This window comes from Luteimonas campi, assembly GCF_051162505.1.
In the GTDB taxonomy this organism is placed as follows: Bacteria; Pseudomonadota; Gammaproteobacteria; order Xanthomonadales; family Xanthomonadaceae; genus Luteimonas.
The window spans coordinates 227,757-254,146 of the sequence record NZ_JBNWEM010000004.1 but is presented as its reverse complement, the minus strand read 5'-3'; the positions used below and the strand labels follow the sequence as shown (position 1 = coordinate 254,146).

General features: G+C 72.1%; 27 protein-coding genes. 14 read left to right on the top strand and 13 right to left on the bottom strand.

Annotation, left to right across the window (positions count from 1 at the left end; all coding sequences use genetic code 11):
• Positions 1 to 13: 13 nt before the first annotated feature.
• Together ACQYVW_RS13775 and trpB are read right to left on the bottom strand one after the other, a co-directional pair.
• Positions 14 to 520 (bottom strand): hypothetical protein, encoded by a 507-nt coding sequence (locus tag ACQYVW_RS13775; protein WP_434947390.1) that lies wholly within the window; start codon positions 518 to 520, stop codon positions 14 to 16.
• Complete coding sequence (trpB, locus tag ACQYVW_RS13770) at positions 520 to 1,734, bottom strand: tryptophan synthase subunit beta (protein WP_434947389.1); 1,215 nt, start codon at positions 1,732 to 1,734, stop codon at positions 520 to 522. The genes ACQYVW_RS13775 and trpB overlap by 1 nt, the downstream gene beginning before the upstream one ends.
• 95 nt (positions 1,735 to 1,829) lie before the next feature.
• Here trpB and ACQYVW_RS13765 point away from each other — a divergent pair, with 95 nt between their 5' ends.
• Positions 1,830 to 2,723 (top strand): LysR family transcriptional regulator, encoded by an 894-nt coding sequence (locus ACQYVW_RS13765; RefSeq protein ID WP_434947388.1) that lies wholly within the window; start codon positions 1,830 to 1,832, stop codon positions 2,721 to 2,723.
• A gap of 36 nt (positions 2,724 to 2,759) precedes the next feature.
• Here ACQYVW_RS13765 and ACQYVW_RS13760 read toward each other — a convergent pair whose 3' ends face one another.
• From ACQYVW_RS13760 to prmB, 9 genes are all read right to left on the bottom strand, one after another.
• Positions 2,760 to 3,416 (bottom strand): phosphoribosylanthranilate isomerase, encoded by a 657-nt coding sequence (locus ACQYVW_RS13760; protein WP_434947387.1) that lies wholly within the window; start codon positions 3,414 to 3,416, stop codon positions 2,760 to 2,762.
• A 79-nt stretch (positions 3,417 to 3,495) separates the two neighbouring features.
• Positions 3,496 to 4,281: a tRNA pseudouridine(38-40) synthase TruA gene (truA, locus tag ACQYVW_RS13755; RefSeq protein WP_434947386.1), complete on the bottom strand. Its 786-nt coding sequence runs from the start codon at positions 4,279 to 4,281 to the stop codon at positions 3,496 to 3,498.
• Entirely contained in the window at positions 4,282 to 6,114 is a 1,833-nt protein-coding gene (locus ACQYVW_RS13750) for a motility hub landmark protein FimV (protein WP_434947385.1), read from the bottom strand. It lies immediately after the preceding gene.
• 109 nt (positions 6,115 to 6,223) lie between these two features.
• Positions 6,224 to 6,772 carry a hypothetical protein gene (locus tag ACQYVW_RS13745; RefSeq protein ID WP_434935891.1) on the bottom strand — a complete coding sequence of 183 codons (549 nt, stop codon included), beginning with the start codon at positions 6,770 to 6,772 and terminating at the stop codon, positions 6,224 to 6,226.
• A 32-nt stretch (positions 6,773 to 6,804) separates the two neighbouring features.
• A complete protein-coding gene (locus ACQYVW_RS13740) occupies positions 6,805 to 7,500 on the bottom strand; it encodes a carboxypeptidase-like regulatory domain-containing protein (RefSeq protein ID WP_434935893.1) in 696 nt (231 codons plus the stop codon).
• A 64-nt stretch (positions 7,501 to 7,564) separates the two neighbouring features.
• On the bottom strand, positions 7,565 to 8,593 hold the full coding sequence (locus ACQYVW_RS13735) for an aspartate-semialdehyde dehydrogenase (protein WP_434935895.1): 1,029 nt from the start codon (positions 8,591 to 8,593) through the stop codon (positions 7,565 to 7,567).
• A gap of 102 nt (positions 8,594 to 8,695) precedes the next feature.
• Positions 8,696 to 9,700: a 2-hydroxyacid dehydrogenase gene (locus tag ACQYVW_RS13730; protein ID WP_434947384.1), complete on the bottom strand. Its 1,005-nt coding sequence runs from the start codon at positions 9,698 to 9,700 to the stop codon at positions 8,696 to 8,698.
• A complete protein-coding gene (gene aroC / locus ACQYVW_RS13725; protein ID WP_434947383.1) occupies positions 9,693 to 10,787 on the bottom strand; it encodes a chorismate synthase in 1,095 nt (364 codons plus the stop codon). Before aroC ends, ACQYVW_RS13730 begins: the two co-directional genes overlap by 8 nt.
• Before the next feature lie 523 nt (positions 10,788 to 11,310).
• On the bottom strand, positions 11,311 to 12,258 hold the full coding sequence (gene prmB, locus ACQYVW_RS13720; RefSeq protein WP_434947382.1) for a 50S ribosomal protein L3 N(5)-glutamine methyltransferase: 948 nt from the start codon (positions 12,256 to 12,258) through the stop codon (positions 11,311 to 11,313).
• An 86-nt stretch (positions 12,259 to 12,344) separates the two neighbouring features.
• Between prmB and ACQYVW_RS13715 the strand changes: the two genes are divergently transcribed.
• The 3 genes from ACQYVW_RS13715 (at position 12,345) to ACQYVW_RS13705 (ending at position 14,943) form a co-directional block, all read left to right on the top strand.
• The gene (locus ACQYVW_RS13715; protein ID WP_434935902.1) at positions 12,345 to 12,995 is read left to right on the top strand and encodes an SCO family protein; all 651 of its coding nucleotides are present in this window, start codon (positions 12,345 to 12,347) and stop codon (positions 12,993 to 12,995) included.
• On the top strand, positions 12,992 to 13,840 hold the full coding sequence (gene asd / locus ACQYVW_RS13710; RefSeq protein ID WP_434947381.1) for an archaetidylserine decarboxylase: 849 nt from the start codon (positions 12,992 to 12,994) through the stop codon (positions 13,838 to 13,840). Before ACQYVW_RS13715 ends, asd begins: the two co-directional genes overlap by 4 nt.
• 86 nt (positions 13,841 to 13,926) lie before the next feature.
• A complete protein-coding gene (locus tag ACQYVW_RS13705; RefSeq protein ID WP_434947380.1) occupies positions 13,927 to 14,943 on the top strand; it encodes an MBL fold metallo-hydrolase in 1,017 nt (338 codons plus the stop codon).
• A 63-nt stretch (positions 14,944 to 15,006) separates the two neighbouring features.
• Here ACQYVW_RS13705 and ACQYVW_RS13700 read toward each other — a convergent pair whose 3' ends face one another.
• On the bottom strand, positions 15,007 to 16,551 hold the full coding sequence (locus ACQYVW_RS13700) for a transglycosylase SLT domain-containing protein (RefSeq protein WP_434947379.1): 1,545 nt from the start codon (positions 16,549 to 16,551) through the stop codon (positions 15,007 to 15,009).
• 167 nt (positions 16,552 to 16,718) lie between these two features.
• Between ACQYVW_RS13700 and ACQYVW_RS13695 the strand changes: the two genes are divergently transcribed.
• From ACQYVW_RS13695 to greB, 9 genes are all read left to right on the top strand, one after another.
• A complete protein-coding gene (locus ACQYVW_RS13695) occupies positions 16,719 to 18,221 on the top strand; it encodes a helicase HerA-like domain-containing protein (protein ID WP_434947378.1) in 1,503 nt (500 codons plus the stop codon).
• Positions 18,222 to 18,303: 82 nt separating this feature from the next.
• Positions 18,304 to 19,044 carry a 5-oxoprolinase subunit PxpB gene (gene pxpB, locus ACQYVW_RS13690; protein WP_434947377.1) on the top strand — a complete coding sequence of 247 codons (741 nt, stop codon included), beginning with the start codon at positions 18,304 to 18,306 and terminating at the stop codon, positions 19,042 to 19,044.
• A complete protein-coding gene (locus ACQYVW_RS13685) occupies positions 19,037 to 20,011 on the top strand; it encodes a 5-oxoprolinase subunit C family protein (RefSeq protein ID WP_434947376.1) in 975 nt (324 codons plus the stop codon). The genes pxpB and ACQYVW_RS13685 overlap by 8 nt, the downstream gene beginning before the upstream one ends.
• Positions 20,008 to 20,772, top strand: a complete 765-nt coding sequence (locus ACQYVW_RS13680; protein WP_434947375.1) for a 5-oxoprolinase subunit PxpA — start codon at positions 20,008 to 20,010, stop codon at positions 20,770 to 20,772. Before ACQYVW_RS13685 ends, ACQYVW_RS13680 begins: the two co-directional genes overlap by 4 nt.
• Positions 20,769 to 21,491, top strand: a complete 723-nt coding sequence (locus ACQYVW_RS13675) for a DUF969 domain-containing protein (RefSeq protein ID WP_434933924.1) — start codon at positions 20,769 to 20,771, stop codon at positions 21,489 to 21,491. Before ACQYVW_RS13680 ends, ACQYVW_RS13675 begins: the two co-directional genes overlap by 4 nt.
• Complete coding sequence (locus ACQYVW_RS13670; RefSeq protein ID WP_434947374.1) at positions 21,488 to 22,441, top strand: DUF979 domain-containing protein; 954 nt, start codon at positions 21,488 to 21,490, stop codon at positions 22,439 to 22,441. The genes ACQYVW_RS13675 and ACQYVW_RS13670 overlap by 4 nt, the downstream gene beginning before the upstream one ends.
• Positions 22,441 to 23,100, top strand: coding sequence for a pyroglutamyl-peptidase I (gene pcp / locus ACQYVW_RS13665; protein ID WP_434947373.1), 660 nt, complete (start codon positions 22,441 to 22,443; stop codon positions 23,098 to 23,100). Before ACQYVW_RS13670 ends, pcp begins: the two co-directional genes overlap by 1 nt.
• Positions 23,101 to 23,168: 68 nt before the next feature.
• Entirely contained in the window at positions 23,169 to 23,681 is a 513-nt protein-coding gene (locus ACQYVW_RS13660) for a copper resistance protein NlpE N-terminal domain-containing protein (protein ID WP_434947372.1), read from the top strand.
• 6 nt (positions 23,682 to 23,687) lie between these two features.
• Positions 23,688 to 24,191, top strand: coding sequence for a transcription elongation factor GreB (greB, locus tag ACQYVW_RS13655; protein WP_434947371.1), 504 nt, complete (start codon positions 23,688 to 23,690; stop codon positions 24,189 to 24,191).
• Between the two features lie 56 nt (positions 24,192 to 24,247).
• Here greB and rimO read toward each other — a convergent pair whose 3' ends face one another.
• Positions 24,248 to 25,621, bottom strand: coding sequence for a 30S ribosomal protein S12 methylthiotransferase RimO (rimO, locus tag ACQYVW_RS13650; protein ID WP_434947370.1), 1,374 nt, complete (start codon positions 25,619 to 25,621; stop codon positions 24,248 to 24,250).
• Between the two features lie 91 nt (positions 25,622 to 25,712).
• Between rimO and ACQYVW_RS13645 the strand changes: the two genes are divergently transcribed.
• Positions 25,713 to 26,387, top strand: a complete 675-nt coding sequence (locus ACQYVW_RS13645) for a dienelactone hydrolase family protein (protein WP_434947369.1) — start codon at positions 25,713 to 25,715, stop codon at positions 26,385 to 26,387.
• The last annotated feature ends 3 nt before the right edge of the window (positions 26,388 to 26,390 follow it).

Here is a 26,390-nt window from a genome sequence, read left to right as displayed (position 1 = left end):
GACGGACAGGGTTTCATGCGCAGCCCTCGGTCAGCCGCACCGCGTCGGCACGGCCCCAGAGGATCACCTCGACCGCGCCGTCGGGCAGTTCGACGCGCACGGCGCGATCGCGCGTCGCGTCGTGCCAGGTGAGGTAGAGGCCGGGTGGCCAGGCGTATTTGTGGACATCGAGCGCGAGGCCGTCGTCCGGCAGCCGCGTCCCGGCATCGGCCAGCGACATCCCGTGGCGCAGCCCGAACGGTCCCGCCGGCGCCGCGGCCCCGTCACCCGACAGGCCGATCTCGAAGCGGGCGATGCGCCCGTCCAGCAGCATCATCCCGACGCCCGCGGGCAGGGGTCCGCCCGAGACCCGGGTACAGCTGGCAGGATCCGCCCCGTCCTCGACCTGCCAGTCGCCCTCCGCACCCTCCGGCGCGAATGGCTGGTCCAGGCAGAGGCCGGCCACGCAGCCGGGCGTCTGGCCAGGGGCAACACCGGCCAGCGCGAGCAGCAGCCCGGCCGCCGGCACGCGCCTGCGCATCAGACCTCCACCCCCTCGCGTGCGGCGATGGTGTGCACGTCCTTGTCGCCGCGACCGGAGAGGTTGCACAGCACCAGGGCATCCTTCGGCAGTTCGCGCGCGAGTTTGATGGCCTGCGCGACGGCGTGGCTGGATTCGAGCGCCGGCAGGATGCCTTCGGTGCGGGTGAGCCTGTGGAAGGCGGCCAGCGCCTCGTCATCGGTCACGCCGATGTACTCGGCGCGGCCCGTGTCCTTGAGGAAGGCGTGTTCGGGGCCGACACCGGGATAGTCCAGGCCGGCCGAGACCGAATGCGTCTCGGTGATCTGGCCGTCGTCGTCGCAGATCACGTAGGTGCGGTTGCCGTGCAGCACGCCCACGCGGCCGGCCGAGAGCGAGGACGCGTGGCGGCCGGTGTCGATGCCCTCGCCCGCCGCCTCCGCGCCGACGATGCGCACGCCAGGGTCGTTGAGGAACGCGTGGAACAGGCCGATGGCATTGCTGCCGCCGCCCACGCAGGCGGTGATCGCATCGGGCAGGCGGCCGTAGTCCTCCAGCATCTGCGCGCGCGCCTCGCGCCCGACCACCGCATTGAAGTCGCGCACCATGCGCGGATACGGGTCGGGGCCGGCGACGGTGCCGATGATGTAGAAGGTGTCGCGCACGTTGGTCACCCAGTCGCGCATGGCTTCGTTGAGCGCGTCCTTGAGCGTGGCCGAGCCGCTGGTGACCGGCACCACGGTCGCGCCCAGCAGCTTCATGCGGTAGACGTTGATCTTCTGCCGCTCGATGTCGGTGGCGCCCATGTAGACCACGCATTCCAGGCCCAGCCGCGTGGCGACGGTGGCGCTGGCCACGCCGTGCTGGCCGGCGCCGGTCTCGGCGATGATCCGCTTCTTGCCCATGCGCGCGGCCAGCAGGGCCTGGCCGATGGTGTTGTTCACCTTGTGCGCGCCGGTGTGGTTGAGGTCCTCGCGCTTGAGCAGGATCTGCGCGCCGCCGACCTCGCGGCTCAGCCGCTCGGCGTGGTAGATCGGGCTGGGCCGGCCAACGTAGTGCTTGAGGTCCTTGTCGTAGGCGGCGACGAAGGCCGGATCGACCCGTGCGCTGTCGTAGGCGGCGGCCAGTTCCTCCAGCGGGCCCATCAGGGTCTCGGCGACGAAGCGGCCGCCATGGCGGCCGAAATGGCCGGTGACGTCGGGCCAGGCGTGGAAGTCTTGTGGTGCGGCGTGCATCGGGGGCTGACCAGAGTGCGGGATGACCTCAGCCTAGCGCAGCGTTCCTCGCGGAGAAACCGATAAAATCTGGGCAATCATTGAGGAAATCTCACATGTCGGCCCGCGATCTCCCGGCCCTCAACGCACTGCGCGCCTTCGAGGCGGCCGCCCGCCTCGGCAGCCTGGGGCGGGCCGCTGCCGAACTGCATGTCACCCACGGTGCCGTGAGCCGGCAAGTGCGGCTGCTCGAGGAGGAACTGGGCCTGGCGCTGTTCCGTCGCGAAGGACGCGGCCTGCGCCTGACCGAGGCGGGGCTGCGACTGGGCGAGTCGGCCGGAAGCGCGTTCTCGCAGATCCAGGACACCGTGCGCGGCCTGCGCCGCGGCGCCGAACCCGGCACCCGGGTCATCGGCTGCCCCGGCAGCCTGCTGGCGCGCTGGGTGATCCCGCGCCTGGAGCGGCTGCGGCGGGACCTGCCCGACCTGCAGTTGCACCTGTCCCCGCACGAGGGCGACTTCGCGCCCGCCCTGCCCGGGCTGGATGCCGCATTGCTGGCCGGGGACGCGCCGTGGCCGGCGCAATGGCGCGTGCAGCGGCTCGCACCCGAGCGCATCGGGCCGGTGGTGGACCCGCGCCATCCGGCGGCGGCGCGGCTGGTCGGGCAGGCGCCCGGCGCGCTGCTGCAGGAAGCCCTGCTGCACACCGCCTCGCGCCCGCAGGCCTGGCCGCAATGGGCGCGCGCCCAGGGGCTGGACCCGGCCGCCCTGCGGCTGGAAACCGGCTTCGACCACCTGTACTACCTGCTGGAAGCCGCGGTCTCCGCCCTGGGCGTGGCGATCGCGCCGCAGCCCCTGGTCGCCGCCGACCTGGCCAGCGGGCGCCTGCTCGCGCCCTGGGGTTTCATCGATACCGGCGCCCACTGGTGCCTGTGCACGCGCCTGGATGCCGATCCGCGTCTGGACCGCCTGGCGGACTGGCTGCGCACGGAGCTGGCCGCAGCGGACTGAGCTTCAGCTGCCGCGCAGGCGCACCGGAACGCGCATTCAGCCGCAGTCGGCGCGCCGCACTTCCTCGACGAAACGCCGCATGCGCGCCCCGTCCTTGGCGCCGGGCGTGCCGTCGTCCGCCTCCACGCCGCTGGCGACGTCCACGCCCCAGGGCCGGGTGGACACGACCGCCTCGTGCACGTTGTCCGGGGTGAGGCCGCCCGCGACGAAGTACGGCTTGGTGATGCCCCTGGGCACGCGCGACCAGTCGAAGGCCTGGCCATTGCCGCCACCCTGCCCGGGTGCATGACCATCGAGCAGGAAGCCGGCGGCGCTGGGCCAGCGCGCGTGCAGCTGCAGCGCATCCAGGGCGACATCGCCGCCCATCGGCACGGCCTTGAGGTAGCGCAGGCCGAAGCTGCGGCAGAACGCCTCGTCCTCGTCGCCGTGGAACTGCAGCAACGAAGGCCGCACGCGCGCGATCACCTCGCGCACTTCCTCGGCCGGGTTGTCCATGAACAGCGCCACTGCGTCCACCATCGGTGCCAGCGCCTCGCGCAGGGCCACGGCCTGTGCGGCATCGACGCGGCGGCGACTGCGCGCGGCGAACACGAAACCGACCGCATCCACCCCCAGTTCGCCGGCCAGGCGCACGTCGCCGGGTCGGGTCATGCCGCAGAACTTGATCCTGGTGCGGAATGGAGGCATCGACACGAACGGCTATTCCCTCTGGCGGTGGCGCATTGTGCGCGGTAACGGCCGCGGCGGACAGCGCTGCGGCGCTCGTCCGCCTTCAACCGAGGCAGACCTCGTCCGGGAGGCCGTGCGCAACCGGATACAGCGGGCCGACGAACACCAGACCCGCAGCCGGTGCGGTCGGTCCCGCGAGGCGCCGGTCGCGACTGGCCAGCAGCTCGCCGATCCAGTCTTCGCCGCGCGTACCAGCCCCCACTTCGAGCAGCGAACCGACGATGTTGCGCACCATGTGGTGCAGGAACGCGTTGGCCTGCACCTCGATGGTGACCAGGTCGCCTTCGCGCCCGACCGATATCCGCTGCAGTTCGCGCCGGCCGTGCCTGGCCTCGCACTCGCTAGAGCGGAACGCGCCGAAATCGTGTTCGCCCAGCAGCGCCTGTGCGGCGCGGTGCATGGCCTGGTCCTGCAGCGGCCGCCAGTGCCACGACAGCCATTGCCGCCCCAGCGCAGGCCGCACCTGGCGGTTGAGGATGCGATACCGGTAGCGCCTGGCCACGGCCGAGAAGCGTGCGTTGAAGTCCTCGGCCACCGGCCGGCACCAGGTGACGCTGACCGACGGCGGCAGGCGCGTCGTCGCGCCCAGGGTCCAGGCGCGCAGGTCGCGTCCGGCATCGCTGTCGAAATGCGCGACCTGGCACTGCGCGTGCACGCCGGCATCGGTACGCCCGGCGCACACCGTTTCGATCCGGGCATCAGCCACAGACGACAACGCCGTTTCCAGCACGCCCTGGACGGTGGCCTCGTCGCGCATGCCCGGCTGGGTCAGGCGCTGCCAGCCACGGAATGCGCTGCCGTCGTATTCGACGCCGATCGCGTAACGCACTCAGGCCAGGTCGCGCAGCAGTCGTTCGGCTTCGCCGCGGGCATCGGCATCGCCGGTGACGGCGACCTCCTGCAGCAGGCTGCGCGCGGTCTCCACGTCGCCCAGCTCGATGTAGGCGCGGGCCAGCTCGACCCGCTCCTGCCCGGCGGGTGCCGGGTTGAGGGAGGCCACGGTCGCCGCGTCGCTGGCCGCGTGCCAGGTGGGCGATGCGCCGGTGGCCGCCGCAGATGCGCTGCGCCAGGACACGGCCGCGTCCATCGGGGTCGCCGCGGCGTGGGCCTGCGCCGGCGCAGGCGCAGGTTCCGCTGCCGGGGTCAGGTCCGCGGCCGCCGGCACGGCCGGCGCAACGGCCTGCGCCTGGGCCTGCGATCCACGTGCCTGTTCCGCCCGCGCGGGCGCGGGCGGGGTCGGGGTCGGCGCCGAGGCGAATCCATAGCCCTGCCGGGCCGGTGCAGCCGCCTTGCGGCGGGACGACAGCCACCACGCCAGCAGCGCAGCCAGCAGCAACCCCAGGCCGATCCACAGCCACGGCAATCCGCCGGCGGCCTGTCCGGCCTCCGTGGCCGCGGCCGGCTGCACGTTGCTTTGCGCCAGGCGCTGCTGGGCGGCGGCGAGCTCACTGTCCTTCATCTGGATCAGCTGCTGTTGCTGCTGCTGCAGCTGTTCCAGCTCCGCCAGGCGCCCCTGCAGATCCTGGATCTCGGCCTCGCGTGCGGCCAGGGCTTCGCGCGTCTGGACCAGTTCCTGTTGCTGCAGCATGTCGCCCTCGCCTCCGGCGGCGGCGCCGGTCCGTGTTCCTGCCTGTTCGGCGACGCCAGCGCCCGCCGGCACGATTTCCAGCCGCGCATCCGCGCTGCGCGCGCCCGCCTGCGTCCCGGGATCGGCGGGCGTCGCCGCCGTGGCCGCGGCGTCCGCGTCCGCCGCGACGGCGGCGGGCTGCGGCACCGGCCGCCGCATCTCGCGCCAGCGCGCCACATGTTCGCGGACCAGGGCGTTGGCCTCGGCCATGCTCGCCTGCGACCACTGCTCCTGCGGCGGCACGCGCAGGACCGCGCCCTGGCGGACCAGGTTGAGGTTGCCGCCGATAAAGGCCTCGGGATTGGCACGCAGCAGGGCCAGCATCACCTGGTTGAGGCTCTGGCCGCTGCCGGCAGAGAGTTCGGCGGCGATGCGGCCAAGAGTCTGGCCGGGCTGCACCGGTCCGTACTCGCCCGGCGTGGCGCCCGGCGCCGTCGCGGCCGGGGCTGGCGCGACCGCTGGCGCGGGGGGCGGCGTCTCGGCGACCGGCGCGGCGGACTCGGCCTCTGCGGCCGGTGCCGTGTCCTGTGCCGCGTCCTGCGCGGGCTGCGGCGGGGATGGCGGCGTGCGCACGATGACGTTCGACGGTGCGGCCTCGGGCGCCTGGATCGGCGGCTGCGCCGGCGCGGCCACCGTCTGCGGCGTGTCGACCAGGGCCGAATACTCGCGCACCAGCCGCCCCTGCCCCCAGTCGACCTCGACCAGGAAGGTCAGCAACGGCTGCTGCACCGGGGTATCGCTGGTGATGCGGACCACCGGGCGACCGCGCGGGTCGAGCGCGATGGCGAAGCGCAGTTCCGACACCAGCCCGGCCGGCGGCTCCAGTCCGATGCGGCGGAAGGTTTCCGGCGAGGCCAGGCGTGCCTGCAGGTTCTCCAGCTCCGACGGATCGGTGGAGATGATCGGGATCTCGGCCAGCAGCGGCTCGCCAGCGCGCGACTTCACCTCGATCTGGCCCAGGCCCAGCGCCAGTGCGACCGGCACCTGCAGCAGCAGCGCCAGCAGCAGTGCGAGGCGGCACGCCAGCGTCTTCAAGAGGAAGCCCCTATGTCCGGATCAGGATCAGTCGAAATGACGGACGCAACTTATTGATTGCCGTAGCCAGCGTCAAGCGCCACGGCCGATCCGGCGGCGGATGCCCGGGCTAGGGCGCGGCCGTGTCCTGCGTCCAGAACGCCTGGCGGAACCAGTTCACCGCGTCGGGCGCACGCCAGGCATTGCCGACGAACAGGGCCGGATGCTCGCTGCTGCGGCCGAGGGCGACCTCCGGGTCGCAGGCGAACGGCAAGGCGACCGCCTCGCCATCTGGGGTTTCGCCGGCCGGGGTCCAGTCGCCATGGGGCGACTGCCGCTGGAGCACGCCATTGCGGGCCGCCAGCCAGGCTTCCTGTGTCCGCAAGGCCCCGGCGGCGCAGTCCACCTGCAAGCGCCGGATGATGTAGGGATGCGGGGCGCCGGCAGACTCCAGCACCTGCACCAGGTCGACCGTGCCCAGGGGCTCGCCGGTCGCCGGACCGTGCCGACGAGCCAGCCAGACGGTGCGTTCCGGCGGGTCGCCATCGCCGCCGACCAGATACCAGCAGCTGACATCCTGGCTGCGGCATTGCGGTTCCTGCGCGGGCAGGCCGGCCGTCGCCAGCAGCCCGGCCGCCAATATCGCCAGCCCCGGTCTCCATCCACTTCCCTGCCGCATGTCCGCCTCTCCTTCTGCGTGGGTCCCACCCCTCAGTACAACGCCTTGGACGGCGGCGAGAACACGGTGACCTCGCCCTCGCGGATCTCGACCAGCTCGCCGATGGACACGCCCATGGCGGTGTCGTACCGATCCACCCGGGTCACCGGCCTGGCGGTGTAGTGGCCCGTGCCCAGCCCCGTGTACACGTACTCCATCGAGTATTCGCCGGTGTGATATGCCCGGTGGCCCTTGAACGGCACGCTGAAGCTCGCCAGCAGCACGTAGCGCCCCGGCCTGAGCCCGTCGAAGGCGAAATTGCCGTCGGCGTCGGTGCGGCTGCGGCCGGCGTATTTCCAGGCGTCGCGGTGCAGGCGTACCTCGTTTCCGAGCGGCCCGGCATCGCCGCCCGCGTTGTTGCGCGCGTACCAGTCCTGCACATGCGCGGTCATCGGCAGCAGGAACACCCACTGTTCCTCGGCCAGCGCGATCTCCCGGCCCCGGATCACGCGGCTGAGCAGGCCGCCGATGCCTTCGCGGTTGCTGACGCCCATGACCCCGCGCAGTGCCCCGCTGCCGAGCGCGCTGGCGCGCTCGAGCTCGGCCTGGTCGTAGTGGGCGGCGAGCGCGGGCCGCGACCCGTCCGATCGCACGTCCTGCGCCCCGGCGCCCGGACCGGCGAGGGTGACCACCATCCACAGCGCGCAGGTCGCGACTGCGACCGCTGCGCGCAGCATCCCTGCGTGCATATGCCACTCCCTGGCGACGACCGGGGCAGTCTCCCGCGACGAGGCGCCCCGGTCAACGCGTGCTTCAGCCCCCCGCAGCCACCAGTTCGGCCAGCTGCACGGCGTTGAGCGCGGCGCCCTTGCGGATGTTGTCCGAGACGATCCACAGGTTCAGCCCGCGCGGATGCGAGATGTCCTCGCGGATGCGGCCCACGTACACCGCGTCGTTGCCCGAGGCGTGGGTCACCGGGGTGGGATAGCCCCCGGGCTTGCGGTCGTCGACCACCTCCACGCCCGGCGAGGCGGCCAGCAGTTCGCGCGCGGCCTCGGGCGTGACCTTCTCGCGGGTCTCGATCGCCACCGCTTCGGAGTGGCCGTAGAACACCGGCACGCGCACCGCGGTGGGGTTCACCTGGATGCTGTCGTCGCCGAGGATCTTGCGCGTCTCCCAGACCAGCTTCATTTCTTCCTTGGTGAAGCCGTTGTCCAGGAAGCTGTCGATGTGCGGGATCAGGTTGAAGGCGATCTGCACCGGGAACTTCTGCGGATCGATGTCCTGGAAGCCCAGCAGCTGCGCGGTCTGCCTGCCCAGCTCCTCCATCGCGCTGCGACCGGCGCCGGACACGGACTGGTAGGTGGCCACGTTGATGCGCTCGATGCCGTACTTGCGGTGTAGCGGCGCCAGCGCCACCAGCATCTGCATGGTCGAGCAGTTGGGGTTGGCGATGATGCCGCGCGGGCGATGCTTGGCCGCGTCCGGGTTGACCTCGCTGACCACCAGCGGCACGTCGTCGTCGTAGCGGAAGGCCGAGGAGTTGTCGATCACCACCGCGCCGGCGGCGGCGAACTTCGGCGCGTATTCCTTCGAGGTGTCGCCACCGGCGGAGAACAGGGCGATGTCGATGCCGGCGGGGTCGAAGCTGGCGAGATCCTGGACCACGTGGTCCTCGCCGTTGAACTCGATCGTGCTGCCTGCCGAGCGTTCGGACGCCAGCGGGACCAGCTTGCCGACGGGGAAGCCGCGCTCGGCCAGGATGGACAGCATCACTTCGCCGACCGCGCCGGTGGCGCCGACGACGGCTACGTTGAAACGACGGTTCTGCGGGGTGTTCATGGGGGCGATCCGGGAATGGGCGTGTAGGAAGGTGGGCCGCGCGGCAACGCGCGCTCGCTGTATTCGGGGGAACCCGCGCAGGGACGACCGGCGATGGCTCCCCTATCGTTTCGCCGCGGCTTTTCCGGTAATCGGCGTCGGCGGATTGCCCGCCTGCGGGCCATGGCCGAGGGCGGCGATGAGGTTGTCGACCGCCAGGGTCGCCATGGCGCGGCGGGTCGCGCGGCTGGCGCTGCCCACGTGCGGGGTCAGCACCACGTTGCGCAGGGCCAGCAGCCGCGGATCGATCGCCGGCTCGCCCTCGAACACGTCCAGCCCCGCCGAGGCCAGGCGGCCCGCGGCCAGCGCATCGACCAGCGCGCCTTCGTCGACCAGCCCGCCGCGCGCGATGTTGGTCAACGTCGCGGTCGGCTTCATCTTCGCGAGGGCGGGAATGTCGATCACGTGGCGGGTCTGCGGGCTGTACGGCAGGACCAGCACCAGGTGGTCCGATTCGCGCAGCAGTGTATCCAAGTCGACATAGCTCGCACGACAGTTGCTTTCGACACCGACAGGCAGGCGGCTGCGGTTGTGGTAGAGCACGCGCATGCCGAAGCCGTGCGCACCGCGCCGGGCGATGCCCTGCCCGATCCGCCCCATGCCGAGGATGCCCAGGGTGCTGCCGTGCACGTCCTGCCCCAGCAGCGTGTCGAAGGACCATTGCGTCCAGCGGCCTTCGCGCAGCCAGCGCTCGCCCTCGGTGATCCGCCGCGCCGCCGCCAGCAGCAGGGCGAACGCCATGTCGGCGGTCGTCTCGGTCAGCACGTCGGGCGTGTTGGTGGCGACGATGCCGCGCGCCTCCAGCGCCGCGACGTCGAGGTTGTTGTAGCCCACGCCGACGTTGGCGACGGCGCGCAGCGCGGGCGCGCCGGCGATCTCGCCGGCGCCGATGCGCTCGTTGAGCGTCACCAGCGCGCCTTCCACGCGCGACAGGCGCGCGGCGATGTCGTCCTGCGTCCAGGCCCGCACCTCGCGCGCGGCCTCGACGTCGAAAAATTCCTCCAGCCGTCCGACGATGTCGTCGAACAGCGGCTGCGACACCCAGACCCGGGGCCGGGCTTCAGCCACCGGCGCTGCCGGGGATGCGGTGCGGCACCTCGCCCACGTCGCCGCACTGGGCGCGGTGGCGCAGCGCCTGGTCCATCAGCACCAGGGCCAGCATCGCCTCGCAGATGGGCGTGGCGCGGATGCCGACGCAGGGGTCGTGGCGACCGGTGGTGATGATGTCGACCACGTGGCCGTCCACGTCCACGCCTTCCACCGGCAGGCGCAGGCTGGAGGTGGGCTTGAACGCCACGGAGGCCACCACCTGCTGGCCGGTGCTGATGCCGCCGAGCACGCCGCCGGCGTGGTTGGAGACGAAGCCTGCCGGCGTCATCACGTCGCGGTGCCCGGTGCCCTTCTGCGCGACCGCCGCGAAGCCGTCGCCGATCTCCACGCCCTTGACCGCGTTGATCGACATCATCGCCGCGGCGATCTCGCCATCGAGCTTGCCGTAGATGGGCTCGCCCCAGCCTGGCGGCACGCCGTCGGCCACCACGGTCACGCGCGCGCCGACCGAATCCCCGGACTTGCGCAGCGCATCCATGTACGCCTCCAGCTCCGCCACCTGGGACGCATCGGGCCAGAAGAAGGGGTTGTCCTCGACCACGGCCCAGTCGTGCGCGCGCGGCAGCACCTCGCCGATCTGGCTCATGCAGCCGCGCACGCTGACGCCACGCTGCGCCAGCCACTTCTTGGCGATCACCGCCGCGGCCACGCGCATCGTGGTCTCGCGCGCCGAGGACCGCCCGCCGCCGCGGGGGTCGCGGATGCCGTACTTCTGCCAGTAGGCGTAGTCGGCATGACCCGGGCGGAACTGTCGCGCGATGGCGTTGTAGTCCTTGCTGCGCTGGTCGGTGTTGCGGACCAGCAGCGCGATCGGGGTGCCGGTGGTGACGCCCTCGTAGACGCCACTGAGGATCTCGACCTCGTCGGCCTCGCGCCGCGCCGAGGTGTGGCGGGTCTTGCCGGTGGCGCGGCGCGACAGGTCGTGCGCGAACTCGTCCGCCGCGATCGCGATGCCGGGCGGGCAGCCGTCGATCACGCAGCCGATCGCCGGCCCGTGCGATTCGCCGAAGGTGGTGACGCGGAAAAGATGGCCGAACGTATTCAAGGGTGCGGAGCCTCGCTTGCCTCGGTAGACGGACGGGCGGCTGCATCGCGGCCCGCGCGCCGTATCTTGGCGCAACGTCAGTGTCGCACCCTCGGTGCCGCCTTCAAACCCGGCCGGCCACGTTGCGATGCGGTTTCAGGCGCAACCGCGGTGGTGCAACGCCGGCCCGCGCGCGTCGCATGCACCGGGGCAACTGGCTCGCAGCAGGCAGGCCATTCCGACGCTGATCTTCTGGCCACAGCAGTGGGCTGATGTCCCGATCGCCTGCCGTTCGTCGCGGAACAGCGCCTCACGACGATCGTCCCGGGCCGGGCATTGCGGAAAGCAGCGCATGGATGCGCTGCGGCGGCGAGTCCGCCCAGGGTGAGCGTACTTGAACTTGCGCGGCATGCCGCGCGCGCGCCGGGCGCACTGCGCGGGGCGGGGCCGCGAAACGGACCGACCGAGCAGGGAACAATCCTCGGCGCTGGACGCCGCCCGACCGAAGAGCCGCCCAGACCGGGTCAACGCGGGACGATGAACCTCAAAACAGCGCCGGCGACGCTGCAGCGGCCGCTTCGCGCGCATCCGCGAGCGCGCGGATCCTCGCATGGTGCGTGACCAGGTCGTGGCGCTCGACCACGAACACTCCCATCTGCCCCACCTTGAACTCCACCCATACCAGCGGCAGCTCCGACAGCAATGTCACCAGATGGCGCTCGGACTCGCCCACCTCGCACACCAGCAGGCCGTCCTCGGTCAGGTGCAGCGGCGCGTCGCGCAGGATCCGCAGCACCAGGTCCAGGCCGTCGTCGCCGGCGCGCAGGCCCAGCTCGGGCTCGTGGGAATATTCCTCCGGAAGCGCGTCGGTCTCGTCGTTGGTGACGTAGGGCGGATTGGTCACGATCAGGTCGTAGTGCTCGCCCTGCAGGTTGCTGAACAGGTCGGACTTCACGAAGCGGGTGTTCTCGACCAGCAACCGCGACTCGTTCTCGCGCGCCAGCGCCAGCGCTTCGTCGCTGATGTCGGCGCCGTCCACGTGCCAGTCGGGGTTGTAATGCGCCATGGCGATGGCGATGCAGCCCGAACCGGTGCACAGGTCCAGCGCGCGGCGCACCTCGCGGCCGCCCAGCCAGGGCTCGAAGCCCGCCAGGATCAGCTCGGCGATCGGCGAGCGCGGCACCAGCGCGCGACCGTCGCTCTTGAAGCTCAGGCCGGCGAACCAGGCTTCGCCGGTCAGGTAGGCCGCCGGCACGCGCTCCTCGATGCGGCGCAGGAACAGCGCCAGCACGTCTTCCTTCTCCGCCAGCGTCACCCGAGCCTGGCCATAGGCCGGGCCGAGGTCGTGCGGCAGGTGCAGGGCGTGCAGGGTGAGCTGGGTCGCCTCGTCGATGGCGTTGTCGTAGCTGTGCCCGAAGGTCAGCCCGGCCGCGCTGAAGCGGCTGGCGCCGTAGCGGATCAGGTCGATGATCGTCTGCAGTTCGTCGGTCATGGCGGGGGCCCGTGCCGGCACGACGCCGGTCGGCGAGTATAGCGGTGGCCGGGGTATCATGCCCCGCTGACCGACTGGATTTTCCGATGTTCAACCGCACCGTCATCGTCGTGCTGCTGGTCGCGCTGTTCGCCGGCCTGGGCCTGCTGGCCTCGCGCAAGTTCTTCGCCGGCCCGGAGGCGCAGCAGCCGCAGCTGCAGGCGGTGAAGCTGTATCCGCAGCCGCGCGAACTGCCGGACTTCGCGCTGCAGCAGTCCGACGGCACCCAGCTGATGCCGGGCGAGCTGCACGGCCACTGGACCCTGGTGTTCATCGGCTTCACCTATTGCCCGGACGTGTGCCCGATGACCCTGGCGCAGCTGGCGCAGGCGCAGCGGCAGTGGGAAGCGCTGCCCGAATCGACGCGGCCGCGGGTGCTGTTCGTCTCGGTCGACCCGGAGCGCGACACCCCCGACCGCATCGGCGAGTACGCCCACGCCTTCCACCGCGACACCCTGGCCGCGACCGCCGACATCCCCTCGCTGGAGGCGTTCACGCGCTCGCTGTCGCTGGTGTTCGCCAAGGTGCCGCCGCCCGACGGCGCGCCGGCCGACCAGTATTCGGTCGACCACAGCGCCTCGATGGCCGTGCTCGATCCGCGTGGGCGCATGGCCGGCGTGGTCACCGGCAGCGCGGTGGACAACCCCGCCGCGATCGCGGCCGACTTCCTCGAACTCAGCGCCCGGGACGTCCGATGAACCTCGTCACGGCCCTCACCTGGGTACTGCCGCACCGGCTGCTGTCGTCGCTGGCGCGCTCGCTCGCCTATTCGGACAACCCGCGCACCCGCGCCTGGCTGATCGACACGGTGACCCGGAAGTTCGGCGTGGATCTGTCCGAGGCGCAGGAATCCGATCCGGCGGCCTACCCCACCTTCAACGCCTTCTTCACCCGCGCGCTCAAGCCGGGCGCGCGCGTGCCCGACCCGGATCCGCAGGCGCTGCTGATGCCGGCGGACGGGCGGGTGAGCCAGTGCGGGCGCATCGAGCAGGGCCGCATCTTCCAGGCCAAGGGTCGCGGCTTCACCGCCGCCGAACTGCTGGGCAGCGAGGAGGCCGCGCGCCCCTACGCCAATGGCCGCTTCGCCACCGTCTATCTGTCGCCGAAGGACTACCACCGGGTGCATATGCCCTGGACCGGACGCCTGCGCGAAACCGTGCACGTGCCCGGGCGGCTGTTTTCGGTGGGGCCCGACGCGGTGGCCTCGGTGCCGGGGCTGTTCGCGCGCAACGAGCGCCTGGTCTGCCACTTCGACACCGACTTCGGCCCGATGGCCGTGGTGATGGTGGGCGCGTTGCTGGTATCGGGTGTGGAGACGGTCTGGAGCGGCGAGGAAATCCCCGCCTACGGCGACCGCATCACCGCGAAGAACTGGACCAGCGAGGGCATCGTGCTGGAACGTTTCGAGGAGATGGCGCGCTTCAACTACGGCTCGACCGTCATCGTGCTGCTGCCCGACGGCGTGGCCGAACTCGAGCCCGCGCTGCAGGCCGAGACGCCGGTGCGCCTGGGCCAGGCGCTGGCGAGGCGCACGCCCGCATAAGCTCATGCGATCCGGTGATGAGGCCGGACGCGCGGCGAAGCTCCGGCGGGACTAGGCTGATGGGTCCCTCCGGTGAGGCCCCAGCCATGCGCCCGCTCGTCCCTGCCCTCGTCGCCCTGCTCTTCGCCTGTGCCAGCCTGCCGGCGGTCGCCGCGGGGGCCAACCCCACCGTGACCGTGCTCTACGACGCCTTCGGCGATCCCGGGCCGCTGCGCAAGGACTGGGGCTTCGCCGCGCTGGTCGAAGCCGGCGGCAAGCGCATCCTGTTCGACACCGGCAACGATGCCGAGGTGTTCGCGCACAACATCCGCTCGGCAGGCCTCGACCTGTCCACGATCGACATGGTCGTGCTCTCGCATCGCCATGCCGACCACATGGCGGGCTTGGCGGTGGTACTGGACGCCAATCCGGACGTGGTGGTGCACGCACCGCAGGAAGGCTTCGGCATCTACGGCTCCTCGCTGCCCTCGAGCTTCTACCGCAAGGACCCGGACCTGCCCGCGCGGCAACGCTACTTCGACGGCCGGCCACCCGAGACGCTGCAGTTCGGCAGCGCCTGGCCGGGCGCGAAGCTGCGCCCGCATGCCGCGACCACGGAAATCGCGCCCGGGGTGTGGGCGATCCTGACCGTCTCCGACGTCCCCGGCACGCGCGAACTGCGCGAGCTGTCGCTGGCGGTGCGGACCGACGACGGCCTGCTGCTGGTGGTGGGCTGCTCGCACCCCGGCCTGCCGGTGATCGTGGCCGAGGCGGCAAAGCTCGATCCGGACCTCCACCTGGTGCTGGGCGGATTCCACTACGTCAACGCCGACGATGCGGCCATCGCGGGCGTGATCGAGGCGCTGGCGCCCTACGACATCGACTTCATCGCGCCAGGCCATTGCACCGGCGAGGCCACGTTCGCGGCCCTGCAGCAGGCCTATGGCGATCGCTACCTGTTCGCAGGGCTCGGCGCGCGACTGGTGCTGGGCGACGACGCCACCGCGCAGGGGCGGCGACGCGGCGCGGCGGCGGACTTCAGCGCCTCCGAGCGGGTCGCCTATCGCGCGCTCGCCCTGCACGGCGACCACGCGCACGGGCACCTGGCGGGCACCGGCCCCTGAGGCCGCGAACGCGGCCTCGGCGCCGGCCCGGAATCGCCGGCGCGAAGTCCGGGCGCGCCGGCGTCAGCGGCAGCCTTCGAGTTTCAGTTGCTGGCCTTGCCGGAGCAGGTAGCGCGGCGGCCTGATGTCGTTGGCCGCGGCCAGCGACTTGGTATCGCAGCTGTAGCGCTGCGCGATGGCGACCAGGGTTTCGCCAGGGGCGACGCGATGGGTGCGCGGCGCCGGCGGCGGCGCCACCGGGTCGGCGGGCGCGGCCGCCGTGGCCCGCTGCTGCAGCACCGTGCCGTCCGGCAAGGTCACCGTCTCGACGTCGCCCACGCGCACGATCGCGGTGGACGGATCGCTGTTCACCAGTTGCCGCGCCAGGTCGGCGCGCGCGCCCTTCGTGCACCAGCGCTCGTACAGGCCGGCCATCCGCACCGTGCCGTTCAGGCGCGTGCCCTGCGGGATCCAGGCCTCGGCCTCATACTGCGGATTGAGGTTGCGCAGCACGCGCATGTAGCCGTCGCGGGTATTGCCGTTGCCCAGGCAGATGGTCAGCTCGTAGATCGAGGCCGGACGCTTGAGCTGGATGGTGGCCGGGCGCGCATCCACGCGCGGGAAGCTCAGGCCGTACTCGCGCGGGTGCAGGTACAGCCACGCCGCCGCGATCACCATCGGCACGTAGTCGCGGGTCTCGGGCGGGAACTGGTTGTAGACCTCCGGCTCCCAGAAACTGCGCCCGCCGAACTCGCGGTGCACGCGCCGCGCGCGGCCCTCGCCGCCGTTGTAGGCGGCCAGCCACAGCTCGATGTTGTCGCCACCGAGCTCGGCATAGCGCTCGCCGAGGTAGACCGCAGCCGCGTCGGCCGAAGCGCGCGGATCGTAGCGGGTGTCGAAGCCGCGCCCGTCCGGGCCCAGGCCCAGGCGGCTGCCGGTGGCCGGCATGAACTGCAGCGGCCCGGCCGCGCCGGCGCGCGAGCGCGAGTGCACGCGGCCGTTGGATTCCTTGGCCAGGATGCCGAACAGCAGCGCCTCGGGCAGGCCGCGGCGCTTGAACGCCGGCGACATCAGGTGCTGCATGTACTGGAAGTTCTCGTGGCTGGTAATCAGGGCCACGCGCATGTCGGTCAGCCAGCGTCGGATGCCGGCCTGCACCGCCGGGTTCATCTTCACCAGTTCGAGGAAGCGACGGTCCTCGGCCGCCAGCAGCGAGGCGGCGGAGGCGCTGTCGGGGACACCGCCGGTCGGCAGCTCGCCCTCCTCGGCAAGGGTGTCGTCCGCCTCGTCCACCACGCCGGCGGCGGCGTCGGCCTGGGCCTTGAGCAGGCGCTTGTAGCTGGCCAGCAGGTTGCCCGAGCCGCAGCCCTTGAGCTTGCCGCACTCGACGATCACGTCCTCCATGTCCTCCAGCGCGGCGTTGCTCTCCTCGAGGCCGGCCGGATCGCTGTTGCCGATCTTCACCAGCGCCTCGCGCCAGCGCGTTTCCGCGGCGACCATGCGCTGGTTGAGCGCCTCGATCGCGGCCTGGGCACGCCTGGACTGGGCCTGGGCCAGGGAGGGAACGACGACCAGCGCGAGCGCGACGGCAAGCAGCAGGCGGCGCACGGAGGGAGAGGTGAGCGGCATCGACCACCGGAGCGATTCGAAGGGCCGCGCAGGGTAGCCGCTGGGCCGGGGGGCCACAAGGAAACCCGGCACGTTGTGCGTGCCCGGCCTGGCGGAATGCGGGCAGCGCTGCGGGCGCACGCCGCCACGGCCTAGAATCGCCCCATTCCATCCGGGGACCACGACGCATGCAGCCCATCCTTGTCGGCAAGGCCATCACCAGCGGCGACGGCGGCGCCCAGGTGCACCTGCTGCCGCGCTACGGCAACCGCCACGGCCTGGTGGCCGGCGCCACCGGCACCGGCAAGACCGTCACCCTGATGACCCTGGCCGAAGGCTTCTCGCGGATCGGCGTGCCGGTGTTCATGGCCGACGTGAAGGGCGACGTGGCCGGGCTGGCCGTGCCCGGCGCCATGAACGAGAAGCTGCAGGCGCGCGCCGCGCAGATCGGCGTGGAGGGTTACGCGGCCGAAGGCAATCCGGTGGTGTTCTGGGACCTTTACGGCCGGCTCGGGCACCCGGTGCGCACCACCGTGAGCGAAATGGGCCCCACCCTGCTCTCGCGCATCCTCGAGCTCAACGACACCCAGTCGGGCGTGCTCGACATCGTGTTCAAGCTCGCCGACGACCGCGGCCTGCTCCTGCTCGACCTGGCCGACCTGCGCGCCCTGCTCGGCCTGGTGGCGGAGGAGCGCAAGGCGATCTCCACCGAATACGGCCTGGTCAGCCCGCAGTCGATCGGCGCCATCCAGCGCGCCCTGCTGCGCCTGGAGCAGGACGGCGGCGACCAGGTCTTCGGCGAGCCGGCGCTGGAGCTGTCCGACCTCATGCGGACCACCCACGATGGCCGCGGCGTGATCGGCATCCTCGCCGCCGACCAGCTGGTGCTCAGGCCGCGGCTGTATTCGAGCTTCCTGCTGTGGCTGCTGTCGGAGTTGTTCGAACACCTGCCCGAGGTCGGCGACCTCGACAGGCCGAAACTGGTCTTCATCTTCGACGAGGCGCACCTGCTGTTCGACGATGCGCCCGCCGCGCTGCGCCAGCGCATCGAACAGGTGGTGCGGATCATCCGCTCCAAGGGCGTGGGCGTGTACTTCTGCTCGCAGTTCCCCGATGACGTCCCCGACGAGATCCTCGGCCAGCTCGGCAACCGCGTGCAGCACGCGCTGCGCGCCTTCACCCCGCGCGACCAGAAGGCGGTGCGCACCGCGGCCGAGACCTTCGTCGCCAATCCCGCGATGGACGTGGTGCAGACGCTGTCGAAGCTGGGGACCGGCGAGGCCCTGGTCTCCACCCTGCAGGAGAAGGGCATCCCGATGGCGGTCGAGCACACCCTGGTGGCGCCGCCGCGCTGCCGCATGGGCGCCATCACCGAGGCCGAGCGTGCGCAGGTGCGCGCGGGCAGCCCGGTGGGCGGCAAGTACGACCGCGCCGTGGACCGCGAATCGGCGGCCGAGATTCTGGCCGCGCGCGCGCAGTCGGCCTCGGACGCGGCGGCGGCCCCGCCCGCGCGCGGACGCGACGAGGCCGAAGCGGAGGGCGGCTTCGGCAAGGCGGTGCGCGACGTGCTGTTCGGCACCGGCCGGCGCCAGGGCGTGCTCGAAGCCTCGGGCAAGCAGGCCGCGCGCACCATCACCAACCAGATCGTGCGCGGCATCCTCGGCAGCGTGTTCGGCGGCAGGAAGCGCTGAGCCCGGCCATGCCCGGCGAAGCGACCGGCGGCTGCGTTCCTTGGCCCGCACGCGCGGCGCGCGGCGCATCGCCGGCGCTGCCTTGCCTGCCTCATCCGTGCAGCTGAGCGTGGACGGCTGGCGCCTGGAGTCCCTGGGCGAGGACGCCGTCCTGCTGCGACTGGGCGGGCGCGCCGATGCCGCGCTCAATCGCCGGGTGCATGCGCTCGCGGCCCGGATCGCCGCGGCAAGGCCCCCGTGGCTGTGCGACATCGTGCCGGCCTATGCCTCGCTGGCGCTGTTCGTCGATCCGGCGCAGACGGGCGACCGCTACGCGCAGGACCTGGTCGGCGACTGGCTGGCGGCGCTGCCGGACGGCGGGAGGGTCGCCGGGCCGCAAGAGGCGCCTGCGCTGGAGATTCCCGTCTGCTACCACCCCTCCTGCGCCCCGGACCTGGAGGCGGTGGCGCGCCGGGCCGGCATGCCGGCGGCGGAACTCGCCGCGCGCCACGCCGCAGGCGACTACCGCGTGGCCATGATCGGGTTCGCGCCGGGCTTTCCCTACCTGCTCGGCCTGGACCCGGCCCTGGCCGCGCCGCGCCATGCCACGCCGCGGGTTCGCGTTCCCGCCGGCAGCGTCGGCATCGCCGGCGAGCAGACCGGCATCTATCCCGTCGGCAGTCCCGGCGGCTGGCAGCTGATCGGGCGCACGCCGCTGGCGCTGTTCGACCCGCGCCGCGATCCGCCCAGCCTGCTGCAGCCCGGCCAGCGCGTGCGCTTCGTCGCGGTGGGGCTGGAGGCGTTCGCCGCTGGCGACCCCGATGGAGGCACCGCGCTTGGCTAGCCGCGCCTTCCTCGAGGTCGAGGCCGCAGGGTTGCTGACCACCGTGCAGGGCGCGGCGCGCACCGGGCTGCGCCACCTCGGTGTCGCCAGCGGCGGAGCGGCCGATCCCTGGGCGCACGCGCTGGCCAATCTGCTGGTCGGCAACCCCGCCGGCAGCGCCGCGCTGGAGATCACCCTGGCCGGTCCCACCCTGCGGTTCCACGGCGCGGCGCGGATCGCGCTGTGCGGCGCAGCGATCGAGGCCCAGATCGACGGCGTCGCGATTCCCGGCAACCGCCCTGTGGATCTGCCCGCTGGCAGCCGCGTGCGGCTCGGCGGGTGCCGCGACGGCGCGCGCAGCTACCTGGCGGTGGCCGGCGGGCTGGACCTGCCCGAGGTGCTCGGCAGCGTCGCCACGGACCTGCGCGGCGGCTTCGGCGGGTTCGACGGGCGAGTCCTGCGCGCCGGCGACAGTCTGCCGGTGGGTGGGCATGCCGACCTCCAGACATCGCACGTGCAGGCGGCGGCCTGGTGGATCGACGCCAGTCCCCTGCCCCACACCCCCCCACCAGGCGAGCCCCGCACGATCCGCCTGCTGCCGGGCGCGGACGCCGCGCCGCTGCCCTCCGCCGCGACCTGGCGGGTGGACGCGCGCAGCAACCGCCAGGGACTGCGCCTGCAGGGCCCGGCACTGCAGGTGGCCGATGCGCGCGAGCGGGTGTCCGAACCGGTCGCGCCGGGAACGGTGCAACTGCCTCCGGACGGTCAGCCCATCGTGCTGCTGGCCGATGCCCAGACCCACGGCGGCTATCCGCGCATCGGGCACGTGCCGCGCGCCGACCTGCCGCTGCTGGCGCAGCTGCGGCCGGGTGCGCGGCTGCGGTTCCTGCCCTGCACGCCGGCGGAAGCCTGCCGGGCGAATGCCGAACAACGGCAGCGGATGCACCGCATCGCGCTGGCCATCGCCGCGAGGAGCCCACGCGCATGACCACCCGCATCGACTTCAACTGCGACCTCGGCGAAGGCTGCGGCGACGATGCCGCGATCGTGCCCTGCATCAGCTCGGCCAGCATCGCCTGCGGTGGCCATGCCGGCGACGAGGCCAGCATGCGCGAGGCTATTGCACTGTGCCTGCGCCACGGCGTGGCGATCGGCGCGCATCCTTCCTTCGTCGATCGCGTGCACTTCGGCCGGCGCGAGCTGGCGGTGCCGCCTGCGGAGCTCCACGCGCTGGTCCGCGCACAGGTCGAGGCGCTCGCGACGCTGTGCGTGCAGGCCGGCACGCGCCTGGCACACGTCAAGCCGCACGGTGCGCTGTACAACCTGGCCGCGCGCGATGCGCAGGTCGCCGACGCCGTGGCAGGCGCGGTGCGCGACTGCGATGCACGATTGCGCCTGTACGCGCTGGCCGGCTCGCGCCTGGTCGCGGCCGGCCGCCGGCTCGGCCTCGCGGTCGCCGAGGAAGTCTTCGCCGAGCGCGGCTACGCGCCAGACGGCAGCCTGGTGCCGCGCGGGCAGCCGGGTGCGGTGTTCGACCGCCTCGAGGACGCGCTGGCCCAGGTGCGCGGCATGCTGCGCGATGGCCAGGTGCGCGCGATCGACGGCAGCCGGGTGCCGATCCGCGCCGACACCCTGTGCCTGCACGGCGACCGCCCCGATGCCGCGGCCTTCGCCGCGGCGCTGCGCGATGCGCTGCACGCGGAAGGGATCGCCATCCTCTCTCCCGGCAGCGCGGAGTACTCACGATGAGCTACTGGCCATTGCTCGGCATCGTCCTGGTCGTGGCCGGCTTCGCGCTGCGGCTCAATCCAGCGCTGATCGTGGTCGCCGCCGGACTGGTCACGGGGCTGGTCGCCGGCCGCACGCCGCTGCAGGTGCTCGAACTGCTGGGCGAGGCCTTCACCAAGCAGCGCTACCTCACCGTCTTCCTGCTGACCCTGCCGGTCATCGGCCTGCTCGAGCGTCACGGCCTGAAGGAGCATGCGCAGGCCTGGATCCGGCGCCTGCGCGGGGCTACCGCCGGCCGGCTGCTGATCGCCTACCTGGGCGCGCGCCAGGTCGCGTCCGCGCTCGGCCTGACCAGCCTCGGTGGCCACCCGCAGACTGTGCGCCCGCTGCTGGCGCCGATGGCGGAGGCCGCCGCCGAGGCGCGCCACGGCCCGCTCCCGGAGGAGTCGCGCGAGCGGCTGAAGGCGCTGTCCGCGGCCACCGACAATGTCGGCCTGTTCTTCGGCGAGGACATCTTCATCGCCTTCGGTGCCGTGCTGCTGATGCAGGGCTTCTACGCCGAACACGGGATCGAACTCGAGCCGCTGCACATCGCGCTGTGGGGCATCCCCACGGCGGTCTGCGCCTTCGTGATCCACGGCTGGCGGTTGGCGCGGCTGGACCGCCGGCTGCAGCGCGAGGCCGCAGCGATCGCCGCCCGTTCGCAGCGCGACCGGCCGCACACGGAGCGCGGCGCATGATCGACCTGCAGTGGATCTACTGGCTGGTGGGCGCCTACCTGGCGTGGAGCGCATTCAATGCCGTGCGCGACCGCAGCAATCCCCGGCGGCTGGCCAACGGCCTGTTCTGGGGTCTGCTGGCGCTGGCGATGCTGGCCGCCGAGCGCATGCCGCCGGCACTGGTTGGCGGCATCGTGGTCGCACTGGCCTGCCTGGCCGGGTTCGGCGGGCTGGGCCGCGGTCGATCCGACGACGGCACGCCGGCCGAGCGCGAAGCGTCGGCGCGGCGCCTGGGCAACCGCCTGTTCATCCCGGCGCTGCTGATCCCGCTGGTGGCGGTGGCCGTGGCCGTGCCGTTCGCGGACCTGGAAATCGCAGGCGCGCGCCTGTTCGGCGCGCAGCTCACCACCCTGGTCGGCCTGGGCGTCGCCTGCGTGGTGGCCGTGGTGGCGGCGCTGGCAATGACCCGCAGCGCACCGGTCGCGGCGATCGAGCAGTCGCGGCGCCTGCTCGACGCGATCGGCTGGGCGGCGCTGCTGCCGCTGCTGCTGGCCACGCTCGGCAGCGTATTCGCCGCCACCGGCGTGGGCGAGGCGGTTGCAGGACTGATCCGCATGCTGATCCCGGTGGAGAACCGCTTCGTGGTGGTGGTGGCCTATGCGCTGGGCATGGCGGCCTTCACCATGGTGATGGGCAACGCCTTCGCCGCCTTCCCGGTGATGACCGCCGGCATCGGCCTGCCGCTGCTGGTGCAGATGCACGGGGCGGATGCCGCCTCGCTGGCGGCGATCGGCATGCTGTCGGGCTACTGCGGCACCCTGCTCACGCCGATGGCCGCCAACTTCAACCTCGTCCCCGCAGCGCTGCTGGAACTGCGCGATCCCAACGCGGTGATCCGCCAGCAGGTCGCCACCGCGCTGCCGCTGCTGGCCTGCAATATCGTGCTCATGTACTTGGTGGTGTTCCGCTGATGGCCGTGTCCGCCCCGCCCGCCGTGTTGCTGACCGGGTTCGAGCCGTTCGGCGGCGACGACCGCAATCCCAGCCAGGCGGTGTTGCGTGCGCTGGACGGCCAGACCCTGGCCGGACACCGCATCGTCGGATGCGAACTGCCGGTGGAATTCGGCGAGTCGCTGCGCGTGCTGCGCCGGGCGTTGCGCCGCACGCGGCCCACGCTGGTGGTGTGCCTGGGGCAGGCCGGCGGACGCGACTCGATCTCGCTCGAGCGCATCGCCATCAACGTCGACGACGCGCGCATCCCCGACAATGCCGGCGCGCAGCCGGTGGACGCGCCCGTGGTCGCCCATGGGCCGGCGGCGTACTTCTCCACCCTGCCGATCAAGGCGATGTCGCTGGCGCTGGCCGAGGCGGGCATCCCCGCGGCCGTGTCGCAGACCGCCGGCACCTTCGTCTGCAACCACGTGTTTTACGGCCTGATGCACGCGCTGCGGCGTCGGCGGGACGTGCGCGGCGGCTTCATCCATGTGCCCTGGTCGGACGAACAGGCCGCCGAGCGCCCCGGCCAGCCCGGCCTGCCGTTGGCGACGATGGTCGAGGGCATCCGAATCGCGCTGGAGACCGCGCTTGCGCATGCGCGGGACATCGCCATTCCCGCCGGTGCCGAGCACTGACCGGCGTCGCACACCCGGTTCATCGCCCTGCCCTATCCTTGCACCGCCCCAAACGCGAGGAGTCCGCCATGCGATCTTTCCACCGCCTGCCGCCCATCCTGCTGGTCCTGGCGCTTGCCGCCTGCACGCCGGAACCCGCGCCGGCGCCGCCGGCCGCAGAGGACGCGGACAAGGCCGCGCAGACGGCGGAGGCGCTGCCTGCCGACCCGCTGCTGGCCGGCACCGACGCCAGCGCCGTGGTCCGTCACGAAGCCGCCGATCCCGAAGGCTTCGACCGCAAGGCCTTCGCCGGCCGGTTCGCCGGCATCCTGCCCTGCGCCGGCTGCCCCGGCATCGAGACCTCGCTGGAAATCCAAGCCGACGGCACGTATACGCTGTCCGAAACCCGGGACGGCGGCGAAGCGGTGCGCAGCACTGGCACCTGGACGGTGCAGGACGATGGCGCCGGCCTGCTGCTCGACCCGGACAGCAAGGAGGCCGCCGACCGCCGCTTCGAGCTGGTGTCGCGCGACGAGATCCGCGCTGTCGACACGTCCGGCGACGCGGCCGCGGGTGCCAACACCAGCCTGCGCCGCATCTGACCGGCCGTGGGTCGCTGGCGTCCGCCCGTCGAGCCGGGCACCGCACTGGTCACCGCCGAGGGCCATGCCCGGCTCAAGGCCGAGCTGGACGAGCTGTGGCGCGTCCGGCGGCCCGAGGTGGTCAAGGCCCTGGCGGCCGCGGCCGCCGAGGGAGACCGGTCGGAAAACGCCGAATACACCTATCGCAAGAAGCAGCTCGGTGAGATCGACCGGCGCGTGCGCTACCTCAGCAAGCGGCTGGAGGTGCTGCGGGTGGTCGACGCCGCACCCTCCGACCCGCAGGCGGTGTTCTTCGGCGCGCATGTCGAGGTGGAGAACGTCGACAGCGGCGACACCGCGCGCTACCGCATTGTCGGACCCGACGAGACCGACGCGAAACAGGGCTGGATCAGCATCGACTCGCCGCTCGCCCGCGCGATGCTGAAAAAGCGCGTCGATGACGAGTTCGAGGCGCAGCTGCCCGCTGGACCGGCGCGGTTCGTCATCGTCGACGTGCGGTACGGCGGCTAGCGTTTGCGTACACGCGCGGCCCGCGCGCACCGCGTCGGCGCTCCGCTTTCGCGGCGTCAGCCCAGGACGTGCAGCCCGGGACGCTCCGGCAAGGCCTCGCCGTACAGATCGTGCTCGTCGCTGCCGAGGATCTCGACGTCGACGAAGTCGCCCGGTTGCAGCCCCGCGTCCAGGCCGTTCTGGATCTGCACCACGCCGTCGATCTCGGGCGCGTCTGCGCGCGAACGCGCGATCGCAAGGTCGCCATCGACCAGGTCCACCAGGCAGCGCTGCACGCTGCCGACCTTGGCCTCGAGCTTCTGCGCGGAGATCTCCGCCTGCACGTCCATGAAGCGCGCCAGGCGCTCCTGCTTGACCGCCTCCGGCACCGGGTCCGGCAGCGCGTTGGCGCTGGCGCCGTCCACCGGCGAGTAGGCGAATGCGCCCACGCGGTCGAGCCGCACCTCGCGCATGAAATCCAGCAGTTCCTCGAACTCGGCCTCGGTCTCGCCGGGAAAACCGACGATGAAGGTGCTGCGGATGGTCAGCTCCGGGCACATGTCGCGCCAGCGGGCGATGCGTTCGCGCACCTTGTCCACCGCGCCCGGACGCTTCATCAGGCGCAGGATGCGCGGGCTGGCGTGCTGGAACGGGATGTCGAGGTAGGGCAGCAACCGCCCTTCCGCCATCAGCGGGATGGTGTCGTCGACGTGCGGGTACGGATACACGTAGTGCAGGCGCGTCCACACGCCCAGTTCCGACAGGCCCTCGCACAGCGCCTTCATCCGCGTCTGGTAGGCCTTGCCGCGCCATTCGCGCTCGGCGTAGCGCATATCCACGCCATAGGCCGAGGTGTCCTGCGAGATCACCAGCAGCTCCTTGACGCCGCCGCGCACGACCAGGCGTTCGGCCTCGCGCAGCACCTCGTCGACCGGGCGCGAGACCAGGTCGCCGCGCATGGACGGAATGACGCAGAAGCTGCAGCGGTGGTTGCAGCCCTCGGAAATCTTCAGGTACGCGTAGTGCTTCGGAGTGAGCTTGATCCCGACGTCTTCCTCCGAGGCGCGGCGCGGCAGCAGGTCGACGAATGGATCGTGCCTCGGCGGCACGGCCGCGTGCACCGCCGACATCACGCTGCCGTAGTCCTGCGGGCCGCTGATCGACAGCACATCCGGAAACTGCTCGCGGATCATCTCCGAGCGCTTGCCGAGGCAGCCGGTGACGATGACCTTGCCGTTCTCGGCCATGGCCTCGCCGATCGCGTCGAGCGATTCGGCCACCGCCGAGTCGATGAAGCCGCAGGTGTTGACCACCACCACATCGGCATCGTCGTAGCTCGGCACCAGGTCGTAGCCCTCGACGCGAAGCTGGGTGAGGATGCGTTCGGAATCGACCAGGGCCTTGGGGCAGCCGAGACTGACGAAACCGACCTTGGGGTTGGCTGCGGACATGGGATATGGGAGCGGAGGCGACGCGGCCGCGTCACGGGCCGCGGATTATAGCGTCGGCTAGAATCGCCCCGACTGCCGCACGGAGGCCGCCATGGGCCGCGACATCGCCATCCAGACCGTGAACGGCTCCGTCTGCGCCTGGCGCGCCGACCCGCCCGACCGCGCCGCCGCGCGCGGGGCGATCGTGGTGCTGCAGGAGATCTTCGGTGTGAACGAGCACATCCGCAGCGTGGTCGAGAGCTATGCGGCATCCGGTTACGTGGCGCTGGCCCCCGCCCTGTTCGATCCGGTGGCGCGCGAGGTGGAACTGGGCTACGACGAATCCGGGTTCGCGCGCGGGCGCGAACTGGTGGCGGAGCTGGGGATCGACCGGGCGTTGGACGCGGTCCGGGCCGCCGGTGAAGTCCTGCGCGGCGAAGGCCTGAAGGTCGGGGCGGTCGGCTACTGCTGGGGCGGCAGCGTCGCCCTGCTCGCCAATACCCGGCTGGGCCTGCCTGCAGTGTCGTACTACGGCGCGCGCTCGCGGCCCTTCCTCGGCGAGGCGCTGCGCGCGCCGATGCTGTTCCATTTCGGCGCGGAGGACGACAGCACCCCACCGGACTACGTCCAGGCGCATCGCGATGCCTGGGCGGAGGCCGAGGTCCACGTCTATCCGGGCGCCGGCCACGCATTCAACCGCGACATCGATCCCCGTCACTTCCATCCCGAAAGCGCCGTGCTCGCGCGCCGTCGCACGCTCGCCTTCCTCGAAAAGGCACTGGGCTGAAGG

Coding starts and splice junctions, on each gene's coding strand:
- ACQYVW_RS13775 (WP_434947390.1), bottom strand. CDS start 520: ATGCGCAGGCGCGTGCCGGCGGCCGGGCTGCTGCTCGCGCTGGCCGGT.
- trpB (WP_434947389.1), bottom strand. CDS start 1,734: ATGCACGCCGCACCACAAGACTTCCACGCCTGGCCCGACGTCACCGGC.
- ACQYVW_RS13765 (WP_434947388.1), top strand. CDS start 1,830: ATGTCGGCCCGCGATCTCCCGGCCCTCAACGCACTGCGCGCCTTCGAG.
- ACQYVW_RS13745 (WP_434935891.1), bottom strand. CDS start 6,772: ATGCGGCAGGGAAGTGGATGGAGACCGGGGCTGGCGATATTGGCGGCC.
- ACQYVW_RS13740 (WP_434935893.1), bottom strand. CDS start 7,500: ATGCACGCAGGGATGCTGCGCGCAGCGGTCGCAGTCGCGACCTGCGCG.
- ACQYVW_RS13735 (WP_434935895.1), bottom strand. CDS start 8,593: ATGAACACCCCGCAGAACCGTCGTTTCAACGTAGCCGTCGTCGGCGCC.
- prmB (WP_434947382.1), bottom strand. CDS start 12,258: ATGACCGACGAACTGCAGACGATCATCGACCTGATCCGCTACGGCGCC.
- ACQYVW_RS13715 (WP_434935902.1), top strand. CDS start 12,345: ATGTTCAACCGCACCGTCATCGTCGTGCTGCTGGTCGCGCTGTTCGCC.
- asd (WP_434947381.1), top strand. CDS start 12,992: ATGAACCTCGTCACGGCCCTCACCTGGGTACTGCCGCACCGGCTGCTG.
- ACQYVW_RS13705 (WP_434947380.1), top strand. CDS start 13,927: ATGCGCCCGCTCGTCCCTGCCCTCGTCGCCCTGCTCTTCGCCTGTGCC.
- ACQYVW_RS13700 (WP_434947379.1), bottom strand. CDS start 16,551: ATGCCGCTCACCTCTCCCTCCGTGCGCCGCCTGCTGCTTGCCGTCGCG.
- ACQYVW_RS13695 (WP_434947378.1), top strand. CDS start 16,719: ATGCAGCCCATCCTTGTCGGCAAGGCCATCACCAGCGGCGACGGCGGC.
- ACQYVW_RS13680 (WP_434947375.1), top strand. CDS start 20,008: ATGACCACCCGCATCGACTTCAACTGCGACCTCGGCGAAGGCTGCGGC.
- ACQYVW_RS13675 (WP_434933924.1), top strand. CDS start 20,769: ATGAGCTACTGGCCATTGCTCGGCATCGTCCTGGTCGTGGCCGGCTTC.
- ACQYVW_RS13670 (WP_434947374.1), top strand. CDS start 21,488: ATGATCGACCTGCAGTGGATCTACTGGCTGGTGGGCGCCTACCTGGCG.
- pcp (WP_434947373.1), top strand. CDS start 22,441: ATGGCCGTGTCCGCCCCGCCCGCCGTGTTGCTGACCGGGTTCGAGCCG.
- ACQYVW_RS13660 (WP_434947372.1), top strand. CDS start 23,169: ATGCGATCTTTCCACCGCCTGCCGCCCATCCTGCTGGTCCTGGCGCTT.
- rimO (WP_434947370.1), bottom strand. CDS start 25,621: ATGTCCGCAGCCAACCCCAAGGTCGGTTTCGTCAGTCTCGGCTGCCCC.
- ACQYVW_RS13645 (WP_434947369.1), top strand. CDS start 25,713: ATGGGCCGCGACATCGCCATCCAGACCGTGAACGGCTCCGTCTGCGCC.